14 protein-coding genes are annotated in these 15,210 nt (G+C 53.4%); 3 read left to right on the forward strand and 11 right to left on the reverse strand.

Going from position 1 to position 15,210, the window contains the following annotated elements:
- Window positions 1-40: 40 nt before the first annotated feature.
- Both FDX11_RS08500 and sdhE read right to left on the reverse strand, forming a co-directional pair.
- Window positions 41-448, reverse strand: a complete 408-nt coding sequence (locus FDX11_RS08500) for a protein YgfX (protein WP_038633481.1) — start codon at window positions 446-448, stop codon at window positions 41-43.
- Window positions 429-695, reverse strand: coding sequence for an FAD assembly factor SdhE (sdhE, locus tag FDX11_RS08505; protein ID WP_016154349.1), 267 nt, complete (start codon window positions 693-695; stop codon window positions 429-431). Before sdhE ends, FDX11_RS08500 begins: the two co-directional genes overlap by 20 nt.
- Window positions 696-951: 256 nt before the next feature.
- On the opposite strand from sdhE, the gene ygfZ reads away from it, so the two are divergent.
- Window positions 952-1,932 carry a tRNA-modifying protein YgfZ gene (ygfZ, locus tag FDX11_RS08510; RefSeq protein WP_061382415.1) on the forward strand — a complete coding sequence of 327 codons (981 nt, stop codon included), beginning with the start codon at window positions 952-954 and terminating at the stop codon, window positions 1,930-1,932.
- A gap of 91 nt (window positions 1,933-2,023) precedes the next feature.
- Here ygfZ and FDX11_RS08515 read toward each other — a convergent pair whose 3' ends face one another.
- Together FDX11_RS08515 and yqfB are read right to left on the reverse strand one after the other, a co-directional pair.
- Window positions 2,024-2,683, reverse strand: coding sequence for a hemolysin III family protein (locus FDX11_RS08515; RefSeq protein WP_038633489.1), 660 nt, complete (start codon window positions 2,681-2,683; stop codon window positions 2,024-2,026).
- Between the two features lie 163 nt (window positions 2,684-2,846).
- The gene (gene yqfB, locus FDX11_RS08520; RefSeq protein WP_061382416.1) at window positions 2,847-3,158 is read right to left on the reverse strand and encodes a N(4)-acetylcytidine aminohydrolase; all 312 of its coding nucleotides are present in this window, start codon (window positions 3,156-3,158) and stop codon (window positions 2,847-2,849) included.
- A 52-nt stretch (window positions 3,159-3,210) separates the two neighbouring features.
- On the opposite strand from yqfB, the gene FDX11_RS08525 reads away from it, so the two are divergent.
- The gene (locus FDX11_RS08525) at window positions 3,211-3,939 is read left to right on the forward strand and encodes a MurR/RpiR family transcriptional regulator (protein ID WP_042310878.1); all 729 of its coding nucleotides are present in this window, start codon (window positions 3,211-3,213) and stop codon (window positions 3,937-3,939) included.
- Window positions 3,940-4,059: 120 nt separating this feature from the next.
- Window positions 4,060-5,493 carry a 6-phospho-beta-glucosidase BglA gene (gene bglA / locus FDX11_RS08530; protein ID WP_137397755.1) on the forward strand — a complete coding sequence of 478 codons (1,434 nt, stop codon included), beginning with the start codon at window positions 4,060-4,062 and terminating at the stop codon, window positions 5,491-5,493.
- 94 nt (window positions 5,494-5,587) lie between these two features.
- Here bglA and FDX11_RS08535 read toward each other — a convergent pair whose 3' ends face one another.
- From FDX11_RS08535 to pepP, 7 genes are all read right to left on the reverse strand, one after another.
- Window positions 5,588-6,331 carry an SDR family oxidoreductase gene (locus FDX11_RS08535; RefSeq protein WP_137397756.1) on the reverse strand — a complete coding sequence of 248 codons (744 nt, stop codon included), beginning with the start codon at window positions 6,329-6,331 and terminating at the stop codon, window positions 5,588-5,590.
- Between the two features lie 78 nt (window positions 6,332-6,409).
- On the reverse strand, window positions 6,410-9,283 hold the full coding sequence (gcvP, locus tag FDX11_RS08540) for an aminomethyl-transferring glycine dehydrogenase (protein WP_042310885.1): 2,874 nt from the start codon (window positions 9,281-9,283) through the stop codon (window positions 6,410-6,412).
- 177 nt (window positions 9,284-9,460) lie between these two features.
- The gene (gcvH, locus tag FDX11_RS08545; protein WP_006686886.1) at window positions 9,461-9,850 is read right to left on the reverse strand and encodes a glycine cleavage system protein GcvH; all 390 of its coding nucleotides are present in this window, start codon (window positions 9,848-9,850) and stop codon (window positions 9,461-9,463) included.
- Between the two features lie 24 nt (window positions 9,851-9,874).
- A complete protein-coding gene (gene gcvT / locus FDX11_RS08550; RefSeq protein ID WP_048215585.1) occupies window positions 9,875-10,969 on the reverse strand; it encodes a glycine cleavage system aminomethyltransferase GcvT in 1,095 nt (364 codons plus the stop codon).
- Window positions 10,970-11,421: 452 nt separating this feature from the next.
- Window positions 11,422-12,624 (reverse strand): FAD-dependent 2-octaprenylphenol hydroxylase, encoded by a 1,203-nt coding sequence (gene ubiI, locus FDX11_RS08555; RefSeq protein WP_042310888.1) that lies wholly within the window; start codon window positions 12,622-12,624, stop codon window positions 11,422-11,424.
- Window positions 12,625-12,705: 81 nt separating this feature from the next.
- Window positions 12,706-13,884 carry a 2-octaprenyl-6-methoxyphenyl hydroxylase gene (gene ubiH, locus FDX11_RS08560; protein ID WP_137365287.1) on the reverse strand — a complete coding sequence of 393 codons (1,179 nt, stop codon included), beginning with the start codon at window positions 13,882-13,884 and terminating at the stop codon, window positions 12,706-12,708.
- Window positions 13,881-15,206: a Xaa-Pro aminopeptidase gene (gene pepP / locus FDX11_RS08565; RefSeq protein WP_061382424.1), complete on the reverse strand. Its 1,326-nt coding sequence runs from the start codon at window positions 15,204-15,206 to the stop codon at window positions 13,881-13,883. Before pepP ends, ubiH begins: the two co-directional genes overlap by 4 nt.
- Window positions 15,207-15,210: the final 4 nt, after the last annotated feature.

Consider the following 15,210-nt stretch of genomic DNA (forward strand, 5'->3'; position numbering starts at 1 on the left):
ATAAGCCTTAAAGCTGCACGCCATCAGACATACGGTGGCATTACCCCTGCTTCGCCTGTTGCAGCATTAACCGCCGTAAGTCTCGCCACTCAGCCTCATCCATACTGTCTGCCGCCAGCCACAAATGCTGACGTTTCCCGGTATCTGAACGCAAACGCAGCATCATGCCTGTTTTGACCATCCAGGGCGCGCTCACGATAGTCCACTCCTGCCCTTGCCAGCGCAGACGACCATCCATCAACAGCCTAATCTCGCCCTGACAGGCGTTAATTCTACGTTGGCTGCGTACGCTATCGAACACCACCAGAGAGAGCAAAACCATCCATAAGGGGGTGTAGCTCAAAGGCCAGGGCATCAATAAAATAAATACCGCGACCAGCCCATGAACAAGCAACGAAAGCCACTGCGCGCGCCACGAAACGCGTAAATCAGATTGCCACTGGACCACGTTCCCGATTCCGTGTCTGGATAAGTCGCACCATCTGCTCCAACTGAGCATCAGCTGGTTTCCCATGATTCATCAACCAGTTAAATAAATCTGGATCGTCACATTCTAGCAGACGGATAAAGATACGTTTTTCTTCGTCACTTAAGCTGTCATATTCATGTTCGAAAAACGGCATGATAGAGATGTCCAGCTCACGCATACCGCGGCGGCATGCCCAATGAATACGTGCTTTGTTATTAATATCCATGTTCTTCTTCCTGTCTCGCGAAAACGAAGTATCCGGCTATTGTAACGTGTTTTTCACACGCTTTTGCGGGAATATCAGCTAATGGAAGCACGTTCGCTAAATAAAACCGCATTAAGTCAAAGGATTCATCATTTTTGGATGTCACCTCGCAAAGCTTACTATATGGCACAAATAGCCTGATTAAACCGCTTGCAATGGGCCATAGCTCTTTTACCATTAGTCATTATCACGGCGTTAAGCAAATCAGGACATTATTATGGCTTTTACATCTTTTCCTCCTCGCCAGCCTTTTGCGTCAACGCGTTTACCTCTGACGCTAATGACGCTCGATGACTGGGCGCTCGCCACCATTACCGGTGTCGACAGTGAGAAGTATATTCAGGGTCAGGTCACGGCTGATGTCAGCCAGATGACCGAGTATCAGCACGTGCTGGCAGCCCATTGTGATGCCAAAGGTAAAATGTGGAGCAATCTGCGCCTGTTCCGTAACAGTGACGGTTTTGCATGGCTTGAACGCCGCAGCTTGCGCGATGCGCAGCTTACAGAACTGAAGAAATATGCGGTCTTCTCGAAGGTAGTGATTGCGCCGGACGACGAGCGTGTTCTGTTGGGCGTAGCGGGATTCCAGGCACGAGCGGCGCTGGCCAATCTCTTTAGCGAATTACCGAACAGCGATAAACAGGTTATTACCGAAGGTGCTTCCACAATACTGTGGTTCGAACACCCTGCCGAGCGTTTCCTGCTGATCGTTGATGTTGCAACAGCGGAAAGCCTGGTTGAGAAACTGCGCGGCGAAGCGGAGTTAAATAACAGTCAACAGTGGCTGGCGCTGGATATCGAAGCGGGTATTCCGGTCATTGATACAGCCAACAGCGGACAGTTTATTCCCCAGGCGACCAATATGCAGGCTCTGGGCGGGATCAGCTTCAAAAAAGGCTGCTATACCGGCCAGGAAATGGTGGCGCGCGCCAAATTCCGCGGCGCCAACAAACGCGCCATGTGGACTCTGGCAGGTACGGCCAGCCGGGTGCCGGAAGCAGGCGAAGACCTGGAACTGAAAATGGGTGAGAACTGGCGTCGTACCGGTACCGTACTTGCCGCAGTACAGCTCGCTGATGGCCAGATACTGGTGCAGGTCGTGATGAATAACGACATGGAAGCCGACAGCGTGTTCCGTGTTCGCGATGACGCAAAAACGCTGCATATTGTGCCGCTGCCGTATTCGCTGGAAGAGTAAAAGCTTAACGCCGGATGGCGCTACGCTTATCCGGCCTACAGGCACATTTTGTAGGCCGGATAAGGCGTTAGCCGCCATCCGAAATCAAGGGTTACGCCTGTCCAACATACAAATAAATCGCCAGGAAGTGGCAAACGCTGCCGCCCAGTACAAAGCCGTGCCAGATCGCGTGGTTATATGGAATGCGCTTACAGACATAGAAAATAACGCCCAGCGAATAGACCACACCACCAACGGCCAGCAACGTCACGCCTCCCGCCGCCAGTTTAACTGCCAATTGATACACCACAATCAGCGATAGCCAGCCCATTGTCAGGTAAGTCACCAGCGACAGAACTTTAAAGCGGTGCGCAATGGTCAGTTTGAATAAAATACCGAGCAGCGCCAGGCTCCAGATAACAATCATCAGTCCACGTGCCAGCGGCGAATCAAGCCCCACCAGCAGAAATGGCGTATAGGTCCCGGCAATCAGCAGATAAATCGCGCAGTGGTCGAATTTTTTCAGCCAGACTTTCGCTCTCTGATGGGGGATCGCGTGATACAAAGTTGAGGCGAGGAACAGCAGGATCATGCTGCCGCCGTACAGACTATAACTGGTAATCGCCATAGCGCTGGCGTTGGTATCCACTGCCTGAACCAGCAACAACACCAGCCCGACAATCCCAAACACCAACCCGATACCGTGACTGATGCTGTTGGCTATTTCCTCTGCCAGCGAATATCCCTGCGCGATTAATGGTTTCTGAACCATAGCTTACTCCCGAGAAACGAACACTTTCGTTATTGCCCCTCTAGCGTAACTGAGAATGGTTCCAGTGAACACATGTTAGCTGTAATATTTATCTTAAAATAAATAGTTCATAAAAATCATATAATTAATTTTATTCTTTCAGCTAACAAGCGTACACATTAAATCAAACACATTTAAAATCAATCACATAAAATTGCGTTTGATCCGGGTAAATCTCGGCGATCACATGTTTCAGTTCTTCAAGCGACATGTTTTCCTGCTGAGCATGTTTTTCAGTCAGCGTATCCAGCGTGACGGTTGAGGTGCCAACAACTTCAATCGTGCAGAAGTATCCCTCATCTTCAAAGCGCCCAACCCGTAGAATGTCACCGGTTTTGAAGTGTGATTCGGACTCGTCACGAATGGTGATGGTTTTGCGTCCGGCCAGTATGTCATCCTGGAAACGCTGAAAAAAAGTGATGTCATTTGGCTGCATGTTATTATTCCCTGTAGATGAAGTCTGATGAGTGAGTTTTGCTATTGTGAGTATGTTCTCCCACGCTGCCATCGCCAGTCTCAACAATCTTGAGATGCTGGTCTACAACTATGTCATCAAAAATCGTGACAAAGTCATGTACATGACCATTCGCGAACTGGCCGATGCCGTGGGCGTTTCCACTACCACCGTACTGCGCTTTTGCCGCAAGCTTAAGTGTGAAGGTTACTCAGAATTTCGCGTACGCTTCAAATTATATTTAGAGCAGAATGAACCGCAACAGGCTAATTTCAGCGCCAGCGAAATTATCAGCTTTTTTAAAAGCGTCAATAACGACGAATTCGATAAACTGCTCGATCAGGCTGTTGATATTATATTATCTTCCGAACGTATTATATTTGTTGGTGCAGGAACGTCAGGAGCTCTTGCGAAATACGGCGCGCGTTTTTTCTCCAACGTCGGCAAATTCAGTAATCATATTGACGACCCTTATTTTCCGGTAACCAATGACATGGCCAGAAACGCGCTGGCAATCGTGCTTTCCGTCTCCGGCGAAACAGAAGAGATCCTGCGTTTTGCCAGCCAGTTCAGCCTGCACAACTGTAAAGTGCTGTCTGTAACCAGCCATGAACACTCACGTCTGGCGAAACTCGCCGACTTTAATCTCTCCTGGCACGTTCCACAAACGCGCATTGCCGGGGTATACGATATTACCACGCAAATCCCTGTTATTTATATTCTGGAATCACTTGGCCGCAAGCTGGCGAAAAGAATAGCGTAAAAAAACAATCTGTTTTTTTGATGTAACAAATCACATTAACGTTATTTTGTTATATCGTGACATTTAGGTTTCCTTTGTTAGACTCAAAATCAGATTGTATTAATTTGAGACTGAGCGCAGATGAAAAAACTTACCTTAGCAAAAGATTTTTTATGGGGCGGCGCAGTTGCGGCGCACCAGGTCGAAGGCGGCTGGAACAAAGGTGGCAAAGGCCCCAGCATTTGCGACGTACTGACCGGTGGGGCACACGGCGTTCCACGAGAAATCACTCAGGAAGTCGTGCCCGGTAAATACTACCCCAACCACGAAGCCGTCGATTTTTACGGTCATTACAAAGAAGACATTAAACTGTTTGCCGAAATGGGCTTCAAATGTTTCCGTACCTCCATCGCATGGACCCGTATCTTCCCCAATGGGGACGAAACCCAGCCGGACGAAGAAGGTCTGAAGTTCTATGACGACATGTTCGATGAATTACTGAAATACAACATCGAACCGGTCATCACCCTTTCCCACTTCGAAATGCCGCTACATTTGGTTCAACAGTATGGGAGTTGGACCAATCGCAAAGTTGTTGATTTCTTTGTTCGATTTGCCGAAGTCGTCTTTGAGCGTTACAAACACAAAGTCAAATACTGGATGACCTTCAACGAGATCAATAACCAACGTAACTGGCGCGCACCGTTGTTTGGCTATTGCTGCTCCGGTGTGGTGTATACCGAGCATGAAAATCCGGAAGAGACCATGTACCAGGTGCTGCATCACCAGTTCGTGGCCAGCGCGCTCGCAGTGAAAGCCGCACGCCGCATCAATCCGGAAATGAAAGTGGGCTGCATGCTGGCAATGGTGCCGCTCTATCCGTTCTCCTGTAAGCCCGAAGATGTCATGTTCGCCCAGGAGTCAATGCGTGAGCGCTATGTCTTCACTGACGTCCAGTTGCGCGGCTACTACCCAAGCTATGTGCTGAACGAGTGGGAACGTCGCGAATTTAACATCAGGATGGAAGACGGCGACAAGCAAATCCTGCGTGAAGGAACCTGCGACTATCTCGGATTCAGCTACTACATGACCAACGCGGTGAAAGCGGAAGGTGGTAGCGGTGATGCCATTTCCGGTTTTGAGGGCAGCGTACCGAACCCGCACGTCAAAGCCTCCGACTGGGGATGGCAGATTGACCCGGTTGGCCTGCGCTATGCTTTATGTGAGCTGTACGAGCGTTATCAGAAGCCGCTGTTTATCGTTGAAAACGGGTTTGGCGCCTACGATAAAGTGGAAACAGATGGCAGTATCAATGATGATTACCGCATCGATTATCTGCGCGCCCACATCGAAGAGATGATGAAGGCGGTAACCTATGATGGCGTAGATCTGATGGGCTACACGCCGTGGGGCTGCATCGACTGCGTTTCGTTCACCACCGGTCAGTACAGCAAGCGCTACGGCTTCATCTACGTGAATAAGCACGATGACGGCACGGGCGATATGTCACGTTCACGGAAGAAGAGTTTTGAGTGGTATAAGGCGGTGATTGCCAGCAACGGCGAGAATCTGTGATTTTTAGCCGGATGGCAGCGTAAACGCCTTATCCAGCCTACAGGTTATACTCCCGTAGGCTGGATAAACGCAGCGCAATCCGGCAATTAAATCCCTACTTCCCGCCGGCCAGCTCCAGAAAACTGCCCGTGACGTAAGATGCCTTCTCGCTCAGTAGCCAGCAAATCGCCTGCGCAACTTCTTCCGGCTGCCCGCCACGCTGCATAGGCAACATGGATTTCACGCGATCAACTCTTCCCGGCTCTCCACCTGAAGCATGCATCTCAGTGTAGATCAGGCCAGGACGTACGCAGTTTACGCGGATCCCCTGCGCCGCCACCTCCAGCGCCAGACCGGTGGTGAGCGTGTCCACCGCACCTTTTGAAGCGGCGTAATCGACATATTCGAATGGCGCACCGAGCCGTGATGCCGCCGAAGAGACATTCACAATCGCCCCACCCTGACCGCCGTGCTTAAACGACATGCGCTTAACCGCTTCCCGACAGCACAGAAAATAGCCGGTAACATTGGTCGCCAGCACGCGGTTAATTCGCTCTGCAGTTAAGTTTTCCACTGTGGTCTGTTCAAATAAAATCCCGGCATTATTCACCAGCGCAGTCAGCGATTCCCCTTCACGGTCGATCGATTCAAATATCGCCAGCACCTGACTTTCATCACTGATATCCGCTCGCAAAGCAAATGCTTTACCGCCTGAAGCGACGATGTTATTCACCACCTCGGTGGCCGCACGAATATTGTGATGAAAATTAACCGCGACCGTGTAACCCTCCAGTGCCAGTTGCAGCGCGGTTGCTCGCCCGATACCGCGACTGCCGCCAGTAACAAGTGCGATTCCCATAGAGACCTCCAGATATGAAAAAGCCGGGAGGCGGCTTCGCCTTACCCGGCCTGGAAATTGTTTAACTACGCGGAAAAGTTACTGATATTCGCTCATCGGCACGCAGGAGCAGAACAGGTTACGGTCGCCGTAAACGTCATCAAGACGCTTCACGGTAGGCCAGTATTTGTTCGCCACGCCTGCCGGGAAGACTGCGATTTCGCGGCTATAACCGTGGTTCCACTCACTCACCAGCTCATTCTGGGTGTGCGGCGAGTTTACCAACGGGTTATCTTCCAGCGACCACTCACCGGCTTTCACGCGCTCGATCTCAGCGCGGATTGCCAGCATCGCGTTAATAAAGCGATCCAGTTCCACTTTGCTTTCAGATTCGGTCGGTTCCACCATCAGCGTACCCGCTACCGGGAACGACATGGTTGGCGCATGGAAACCATAGTCGATCAGACGTTTGGCAATATCCAGTTCGCTGATGCCGGTCTCTTCTTTCAGTGGGCGAATGTCGAGAATACATTCATGCGCCACACGGCCATCGCGACCGGTATACAGTACCGGATAGGCATCTTTCAGACGGCTGGCAATGTAGTTAGCGTTAAGAATCGCGACCTGGCTTGCCTGCTTCAGACCTTCTGCGCCCATCATACGGATGTACATCCAGCTGATTGGCAGAATGGATGCGCTACCGAACGGTGCGGCAGACACCGCGCCCTGACGGGTCAGCATCCCTTCAATCTGAACCACGCTGTGTCCCGGCACAAACGGTGCCAGATGCGATTTAACGCCAATCGGTCCCATACCTGGGCCACCGCCGCCGTGCGGAATGCAGAAGGTTTTATGCAGGTTGAGGTGCGAAACGTCCGCGCCGATAAAGCCCGGCGTGGTGATTCCAACCTGGGCGTTCATGTTCGCGCCGTCGAGGTACACCTGGCCGCCGAACTGGTGCACAACTTCACACACTTCGCGGATCGTTTCTTCATACACGCCGTGGGTGGACGGATAGGTCACCATGATGCAAGAAAGGTTTGCAGCATGTTGTTCTGCTTTTGCCCGCAGATCGTCCAGATCTATGTTGCCGTTCTTATCACAGGCGACTACCACCACCTGCATCCCCGCCATTTGTGCGGAAGCCGGGTTAGTACCGTGGGCGGACGCCGGGATCAGGCAGATATCGCGATGGCCTTCGTTACGGCTTTCGTGATAATGACGAATCGCCAGCAGGCCAGCGTATTCGCCCTGTGCGCCGGAGTTCGGCTGCATACAGACTGCGTCATAGCCGGTCAGTTTTACCAGCCACTCGGAAAGCTGACCGATCATCTGGTGATACCCTTCCGCCTGCTCTGGCGGGCAGAACGGATGCAGTTCAGCGAATTCCGGCCAGGTGATAGGAATCATCTCGGCGGCGGCATTCAGCTTCATGGTGCAGGAACCCAGCGGGATCATCGCCTGGTTCAGCGCCAGATCTTTACGCTCCAGCGAGTGCATGTAACGCATCATCTCGGTTTCGCTGTGGTAGCGGTTAAACACCGGGTGGCTGAGGATCGCGTCATCACGCAGCATGCTGCTCTGAATGGAACGGCTGTCGAGCGCCACGTCTTTATCCAGCGTGTCGATGTTCAGGCCGTGGCTGTCGCCCAGCAGAACAGTGAACAACTGCACCACGTTTTCACGGGTGGTGGTTTCGTCGAGCGTAATACCTACCGCGTTATGAATATCGCTGCGCAGGTTGATCTCTGCCGCTTCCGCACGCGCCAGTACCGCAGCTTTATCAGCCACTTCAACACACAGCGTGTCAAAGTAATGCGCATGACGCAGCTTTAAGCCTTTCTGTTGCACACCTGCCGCCAGAATATCGGTCAGGCGGTGGATACGATTAGCGATGCGCTTCAGACCGACCGGACCATGATAAACGGCATACAGGCTGGCGATGTTAGCCAGCAGTACCTGTGAGGTACAAATGTTGGAGTTCGCTTTCTCACGGCGGATATGCTGCTCGCGAGTCTGCATCGCCATGCGCAGTGCGGTATTGCCCGCCGCATCTTTTGATACGCCGATAATACGGCCTGGCATGGAGCGTTTGAATTCGTCTTTGGCGGCAAAGAATGCCGCGTGCGGGCCACCGTAACCCATTGGAACACCGAAGCGTTGCGCAGAGCCGAAAACGATATCCGCACCCTGTTTGCCAGGAGCCGTCAGCAGCACCAGCGCCATAAAGTCGGCAGCAACGCTGACCACAACTTTACGGGATTTCAGCTCAGCAATTAGTTTGCTGTAGTCGTGCACTTCACCAGTGGTACCAACCTGCTGCAACAGCACGCCGAACACATCCTGGTGATCCAGTGCTTTCGCTGCGTCATCCACAATGACGTCAAAACCAAAGGTTTCGGCGCGAGTGCGCACGACGTCCAGCGTTTGCGGATGAACATCAGCCGCCACAAAGAAACGGTTGGCGTTTTTCAGTTTGCTGACGCGTTTGGCCATCGCCATGGCTTCTGCCGCCGCGGTGGCTTCATCCAGCAGAGAGGCGGAGGCCATGTCCAGCCCCGTCAGGTCCAGCGTGACCTGTTGGAAGTTCAGCAGCGCTTCCAGACGGCCCTGAGAGACTTCCGGCTGATACGGCGTATACGCGGTGTACCAACCCGGATTTTCCAGCATGTTACGCAGGATAACCGGTGGCAACTGCACGGCGGTGTAGCCCATGCCGATGTAGGACGTGAAGCGCTTGTTACGCCCGGCGATGGCTTTTAATTCGGCCAGCGCAGCGTATTCTGTCGCCGCCTCGCCTACCTGTGGCGGGGTTGCGAGCTGAATGTCTTTCGGCACAATCTGGCCGATCAGCGCGTTTAACGACTCGGCGCCAACCGCATTCAGCATCTCTTGCTGCTGCGCGGCGTCCGGTCCGATGTGGCGTTCAATGAAAGCGCCGCTGTTTTCAAGCTGGCTTAACGTCTGTGTCATGGGCGATGGTTCCTGAAACGTGCAGTGAATCGTAGGTGTCTCTACTTACCTGAATACGCAAAATAATTCGCGTTGCAGGACGGCGGCGACGCAGCACATCCCCAGGAGCTTACATAAGTAAGTGACTGGGGTGAGCGAGGAAGCCAACACACCTGCAACGTGAAGAATGAAGCGTATTTATTCGTCTTCTAACAATGCTTCGTACGCAGTAGCATCCAGCAGCGATTCGATTTCGCTTTCATCGCTGGCTTTGATTTTGAAGATCCAGCCACCGGCATACGGTTCGCTGTTGACCAGTTCCGGGGAGTCGCTCAGCGCGTCGTTAACCGCGACGATCTCACCGCTTACCGGCGCATAAATATCAGAAGCCGCTTTTACGGATTCCGCAACGGCGCAGTCATCACCCGCGCTGACGGTGGCACCAACTTCTGGCAGGTCTACGAAAACCATGTCACCCAACAGCTCCTGAGCATGTTCGGTGATACCAACGGTGTAAGAGCCGTCAGCTTCTTTGCGCAGCCATTCGTGTTCTTTGCTGTATTTCAGTTCTGCAGGTACGTTGCTCATCAATCAATCTCCAAAAAGGATGAATCACGCGACGGCTTTGCCGTTACGCACAAAAACAGGTTTAGTGACTTTTACTGGCATTTCGCGGTTACGGATCTGCACGATCGCGGTCTCACCAATACCCGCGGGTACACGCGCCAGCGCGATGCTGTAACCCAGGGTTGGGGAGAATGTTCCGCTGGTGATAATACCTTCATGTTGGTTACCGGAAGCGTCAGTGAAGCGCACTGGCAGTTCATTACGCAGCACGCCCTTCTCGGTCATCACCAGTCCGACCAGCTGTTCGTGGCCTTTTTCACGCTGCATTTCCAGCGCTTCACGACCAATAAAGTCGCGGTCGGCAGGTTCCCACGCAATGGTCCAGCCCATGTTGGCTTCCAGTGGAGAAATCCCTTCGTCCATCTCCTGACCGTACAGGTTCATACCCGCTTCCAGACGTAGCGTGTCACGCGCACCCAGACCGCAAGGTTTGACGCCTGCCTGTACCAGCGCACGCCAGAAATCAGCCGCTTTTTCATTCGGCATGGCAATTTCATAGCCTGCTTCGCCGGTATAACCGGTGGTTGCGATAAACAAATCACCCGCCTGAACGCCGAAGAACGGCTTCATACCTTCTACCGCATGGCGCTGTTCGTCAGTAAACAACGTTGCTGCTTTTTCCTGCGCGTTTGGCCCCTGCACCGCAATCAGCGACAGGTCGTCACGAACGGTGATGTCGATGGCGTAAGGTTCAGCGTGTTGGGTAATCCAGGAGAGGTCTTTTTCGCGGGTGGCGGAGTTTACAACGAGGCGGAAGAAATCTTCAGTGAAGTAATAGACAATCAGGTCATCTATCACACCGCCCGATGCGTTAAGCATACCGGAGTAGAGGGCTTTACCCGTCTTCGTTAGCTTCGCGACGTCGTTTGCCAGCAGATAACGCAAGAACTCCCGGGTGCGGCTGCCGCGCAGGTCGACGATGGTCATATGCGACACATCAAACATACCGGCATCGGTGCGAACAGCATGGTGTTCATCGAGCTGAGAACCGTAATGCAGTGGCATCATCCAGCCATGGAAATCTACCATGCGCGCGCCACATAGCGTGTGTTGTTCGTACAAAGGAGTCTGTTGAGCCATCTTTTCCTCGTTGAATAAGCGGGGCTACCAACTCTTTCGCGGTGAAATTTTCGCCACGAAACCCAGCACCGCAGCCGCTCCAGGGGCTACGACGCAAACGTTCTCTTTGTCCTGAACTTACCACCGAAACAGACGCTAAACCATAAGGCAAAATTAGCCATCACATTAGCTTATGGCAAAAAATGGCCAGATCGACGACAGAACAAAAAACCACAACCACACCCAAAAATCAGAATAATAAGCATAAATGAGAAAGAGTAATCAGCAGCAAACAACATTAAATGTGGAAAAAATGTCAAAAATGGCGTTATGAAAAAAACATGATATTAAAAAAACTAATGCGAAAAAAGGTGTGGAATTAGATTATTTCAAATGAGAGAAGCATCCCGGCGCGAGGGCCGGGAGAGGAAAATGTGACGGGTCTCAAACTCTTAAGATTGTCCTTACGGACGCTAACGTAGCCACTCGGGAAGATCGTTCAGTCCCATCGCCTGACGGATGAGCTGCGGTTTTACGCCCGGAAGGGTATCGGCCAGTTTCAGACCAATATCACGCAGCAGTTTCTTCGCCGGATTCTCACCGGCAAACAGTTCACGGAAGCCCTGCATACCGGCCAGCATCATTGCTGCGCTGTGCTTACGGCTGCGCTCATAGCGACGCAAATAGAGATACTGGCCAATATCTTTGCCCTGACGTTGTAGCCGCTTAAGCTCATCGATAAGCTCTGCCGCATCCATAAAGCCGAGGTTAACCCCCTGACCCGCCAGCGGATGGATAGTATGCGCCGCATCCCCCACCAGCGCCAGACGATGGGCGGCGAACTGACGCGCATAGCGTCCCGTCAGCGGAAACGTCTGCCGTTCGCTTTCAACGCTGCACAGTCCCAGACGGTTATCAAAAGCGATATTCAGCGCCTGATTAAACTCGTCAACGCTTGCCTGCTGCATGCGTTCGGCTTCCTGCGGAGAAAGTGACCAGACGATAGAGCACAGATGCGGGTCACTGAGCGGCAGGAATGCCAGGATACCCTCGCCGTGAAACGCCTGGCGCGCAACCGCGCCGTGGGCTTCCTGCGTACGGATCGTCGCCACCAGCGCATGATGACGGTAATCCCAGAAGGTGAGCGGAATGTCTGCTTTATTACGCAGCCAGGAGTTAGCGCCATCCGCGCCGATCACCAGGCGAGCCGTCAGCATTGCGCCCTCTTTCAGGGTCAGAAATGCCTCGTTCTCACCCCAGGCTACCTGCTGTATTTCAGCGGGTGCCAGCAGCGTAATATCCGGCGAACGCTGCGCCTTTTGCCACAGCGCGTAATGGATCTCTGAGTTTTCGACGATGTGGCCCAAATGGCTGTAGCCCATGCTCTGGTCGTCAAATTCAATGCGCCCGAAGCTGTCTTTGTCCCAGACTTCCATACCGTGATAGCAGCACGCGCGACGGGCAACGATATCTGACCAGACGCCTAAACGAGTAAGCAGTTTTTCACTGGCGGCATTGATTGCCGACACGCGAAGCTGAGGAGCTGCATCCGCCGCCAACGGCTGCGGAACATATTGTTCTAACACCGCAACGCGTAACCCGCTGCCCTGCAAGCCGCAGGCAACCGCCAGTCCCACCATGCCGCCACCGACAATTGCTACATCAACACTTTGCACTGTTTACTCCTGGAAACCGGAACAATCAAAACCGTAGTCCGGATAAGGCGTTTACGCCGCCATCCGGCCTACAGGCCATATTTATCGCGCAACCCAACCCAGGGTCCGCTCCGCCAGCGCATCGCGCGCGGGTGTGAATAATTCCATCGCCATCAGCCCGACATTGCGGCCAACAACCAGCGGAGCCCAGCGATTGGCAAACAAATACACTAAATTGTTGGTCACACCAATCGTCGTTTCGCGATCGCGCTCGCGGCGTTGCTGATAGCGTGCCAGCACTGCGTAATCACCAATATCTTCCGCGCAGTTTTGCGCCTGAGTTAACGTCTCAGCCAGGCTCATTACGTCGCGCAGACCAAGGTTGAAACCTTGTCCGGCTATGGGATGCAGCGTCTGGGCTGCATTCCCCACCAGCACGGTACGATGGGTCATCGCCTTCAGCGCAGTAGTTAATGACAACGGATAAGCGCTGCGTTTACCGGCCTGGGTAATACGCCCCAGCCGCCAGCCAAACGCGGTTTGCAATTCACGACAAAACCGTTCGTCGGACCAGGCCATGATCTCATCACGCTGCTCCAGCGGGTGGCACCATACCAGCGAGCAGCGACCATCAGACATCGGCAGCATTGCCAGCGGGCCATGCTGCGTGAAGCGTTCAAACGCTCGCCCATCGTGAGGAACGGAGGTCGTGACATTGGCGATTACCGCCAGTTGTTCATAAGGCTGCTGCTGCCAGTCCACGCCGCAGGCGGTAGCCAGCGCGGAACGCGTACCGTCAGCGGCGACCACCACGCGACCGGTAATAACCTCGCCATTTTCCAGCGTGACCTCAACATGTTCCTGCGCACGCGCTACGCTGGCTACGCGATCGGGACAATGTAGCGTGACGCCCGGCGCTTTACGCAGTAGCGCAAACAGACGCAGCCCAACATCGTGGAGTTCCACCACCTGACCCAGCGCCGGGAGACGATATTCCTGCGCATCCAACGTAACAAATCCAGCATGGCCGCGATCGCTGACGTGGACCGTTTTGATTGCCGTTGCGCAATCGGCAATCGCCTGCCACACGCCAATTCGCGCCAGCTGCTGACAGGTGCCTGCCGCCAGCGCAATCGCCCGGGCGTCAAACCCAGGATGACGGTCAGTTTCAGGTTCGCTCGCTTCTATCAGATGAACTGGCAGCGTCCCATGACTGAGCTGGGAAATGGCCAGCGCCAGCGTCGCACCGACCATGCCACCACCGACGATAATTACGCTCATTGCAGTCGCGCCGCAGCCATTAAGGCTTCAATATCATCAGCTTTCTTCACCACGCTGGCGGTCAGGTTTTCGTTACCGTCTTCGGTGATGAGGATGTCATCTTCTATACGAATGCCAATGCCACGATAAGCAGCCGGTACATCGGCATCCGGTGCGATATATAACCCTGGCTCGACGGTAAGCACCATTCCTGGCTCAAGGATACGCGAACGATCCTGACCATAAACGCCAACGTCGTGCACATCCAGCCCCAGCCAGTGGCTAAGACCATGCATAAAGTATGGGCGATGCGCATTCTCGGTAATTAACTGGTCGACGTCGCCGTGCAGGATGCCAAGCTTCACCAGACCGGTAATCATGATGCGCACAACTTCACCGGTGACGTCCTGAATGGAAGTTCCGGGGCGATACAGACGTAGGCTGGTCTCCAGGGATTCCAGTACGATATCGTAGATTTCACGCTGCGCGGGGGTAAATTTGCCATTAACCGGGAAGGTACGCGTAATGTCGCCCGCATAACCTTTGTATTCACAACCAGCGTCAATCAGCACCAGGTCGCCGTCGCGCATTTCACTTTCATTTTCGGTGTAATGCAGGATACAACCGTTTTCACCGCTTCCGACAATGGTGTTATAGGACGGATAACGCGCGCCGTGGCGGGTAAATTCGTGGTGAATCTCCCCTTCCAGTTGGTATTCAAACATCCCCGGACGGCATTTTTCCATCGCGCGGGTATGCGCCAGGGCGGTGATCTCTCCGGCACGGCGCATGATCGCAATCTCTTCCGGTGATTTGAACAGACGCATCTCATGCACCATCGGACGCCAGTCGATGATCGCGGCGGGCGCGTGCAGATTTTGTCTGGAGCCTTTGCGCAGTTTATCCAGCGCCGTGCAGACAATTTCGTCGGCCCAGCCATATTCGCCCTGAGCGTGATACACCGCGTCCAGACCATTGAGCAGCAGATGCAACTGTTGATTGATTTCACTGAAGGCCAGCGCCCGATCAACGCCGAGTTTTGCCGGTGCGGCATCCTGGCCCAGACGGCGGCCAAACCAGATCTCAGCCGTCAGGTCGCGAACCCGGTTGAACAAAACGCTGTGGTTATGAGTGTCATCACTTTTAATCAGCACCAGCACGGCTTCAGGCTCGTTAAAGCCGGTGAAATACCAGAAATCACTGTTCTGGCGGTACGGGTATTCACTGTCCGCGCTGCGCGTCGTTTCCGGCGCGGCAAAAATCAGCGCGGCGCTGCCGGGCTGCATTTGTGCCAGCAAAGCCTGACGACGACGCTGGAATTCTTGCTGAGATATCTCACTCATAACA

It is taken from the genome of Citrobacter sp. wls714, assembly GCF_005281025.1.
In the GTDB taxonomy this organism is placed as follows: domain Bacteria; phylum Pseudomonadota; class Gammaproteobacteria; order Enterobacterales; family Enterobacteriaceae; genus Citrobacter; species Citrobacter werkmanii.

What these genes read in the sequence shown, in the direction of transcription:
- FDX11_RS08525 (WP_042310878.1), top strand. Translation starts at nt 3,211, where the DNA reads ATGTTCTCCCACGCTGCCATCGCCAGTCTCAACAATCTTGAGATGCTG.
- sdhE (WP_016154349.1), bottom strand. Translation starts at nt 695, where the DNA reads ATGGATATTAATAACAAAGCACGTATTCATTGGGCATGCCGCCGCGGT.
- gcvH (WP_006686886.1), bottom strand. Translation starts at nt 9,850, where the DNA reads ATGAGCAACGTACCTGCAGAACTGAAATACAGCAAAGAACACGAATGG.
- bglA (WP_137397755.1), top strand. Translation starts at nt 4,060, where the DNA reads ATGAAAAAACTTACCTTAGCAAAAGATTTTTTATGGGGCGGCGCAGTT.
- ygfZ (WP_061382415.1), top strand. Translation starts at nt 952, where the DNA reads ATGGCTTTTACATCTTTTCCTCCTCGCCAGCCTTTTGCGTCAACGCGT.
- pepP (WP_061382424.1), bottom strand. Translation starts at nt 15,206, where the DNA reads ATGAGTGAGATATCTCAGCAAGAATTCCAGCGTCGTCGTCAGGCTTTG.
- FDX11_RS08515 (WP_038633489.1), bottom strand. Translation starts at nt 2,683, where the DNA reads ATGGTTCAGAAACCATTAATCGCGCAGGGATATTCGCTGGCAGAGGAA.
- yqfB (WP_061382416.1), bottom strand. Translation starts at nt 3,158, where the DNA reads ATGCAGCCAAATGACATCACTTTTTTTCAGCGTTTCCAGGATGACATA.
- gcvP (WP_042310885.1), bottom strand. Translation starts at nt 9,283, where the DNA reads ATGACACAGACGTTAAGCCAGCTTGAAAACAGCGGCGCTTTCATTGAA.
- gcvT (WP_048215585.1), bottom strand. Translation starts at nt 10,969, where the DNA reads ATGGCTCAACAGACTCCTTTGTACGAACAACACACGCTATGTGGCGCG.
- FDX11_RS08535 (WP_137397756.1), bottom strand. Translation starts at nt 6,331, where the DNA reads ATGGGAATCGCACTTGTTACTGGCGGCAGTCGCGGTATCGGGCGAGCA.
- ubiH (WP_137365287.1), bottom strand. Translation starts at nt 13,884, where the DNA reads ATGAGCGTAATTATCGTCGGTGGTGGCATGGTCGGTGCGACGCTGGCG.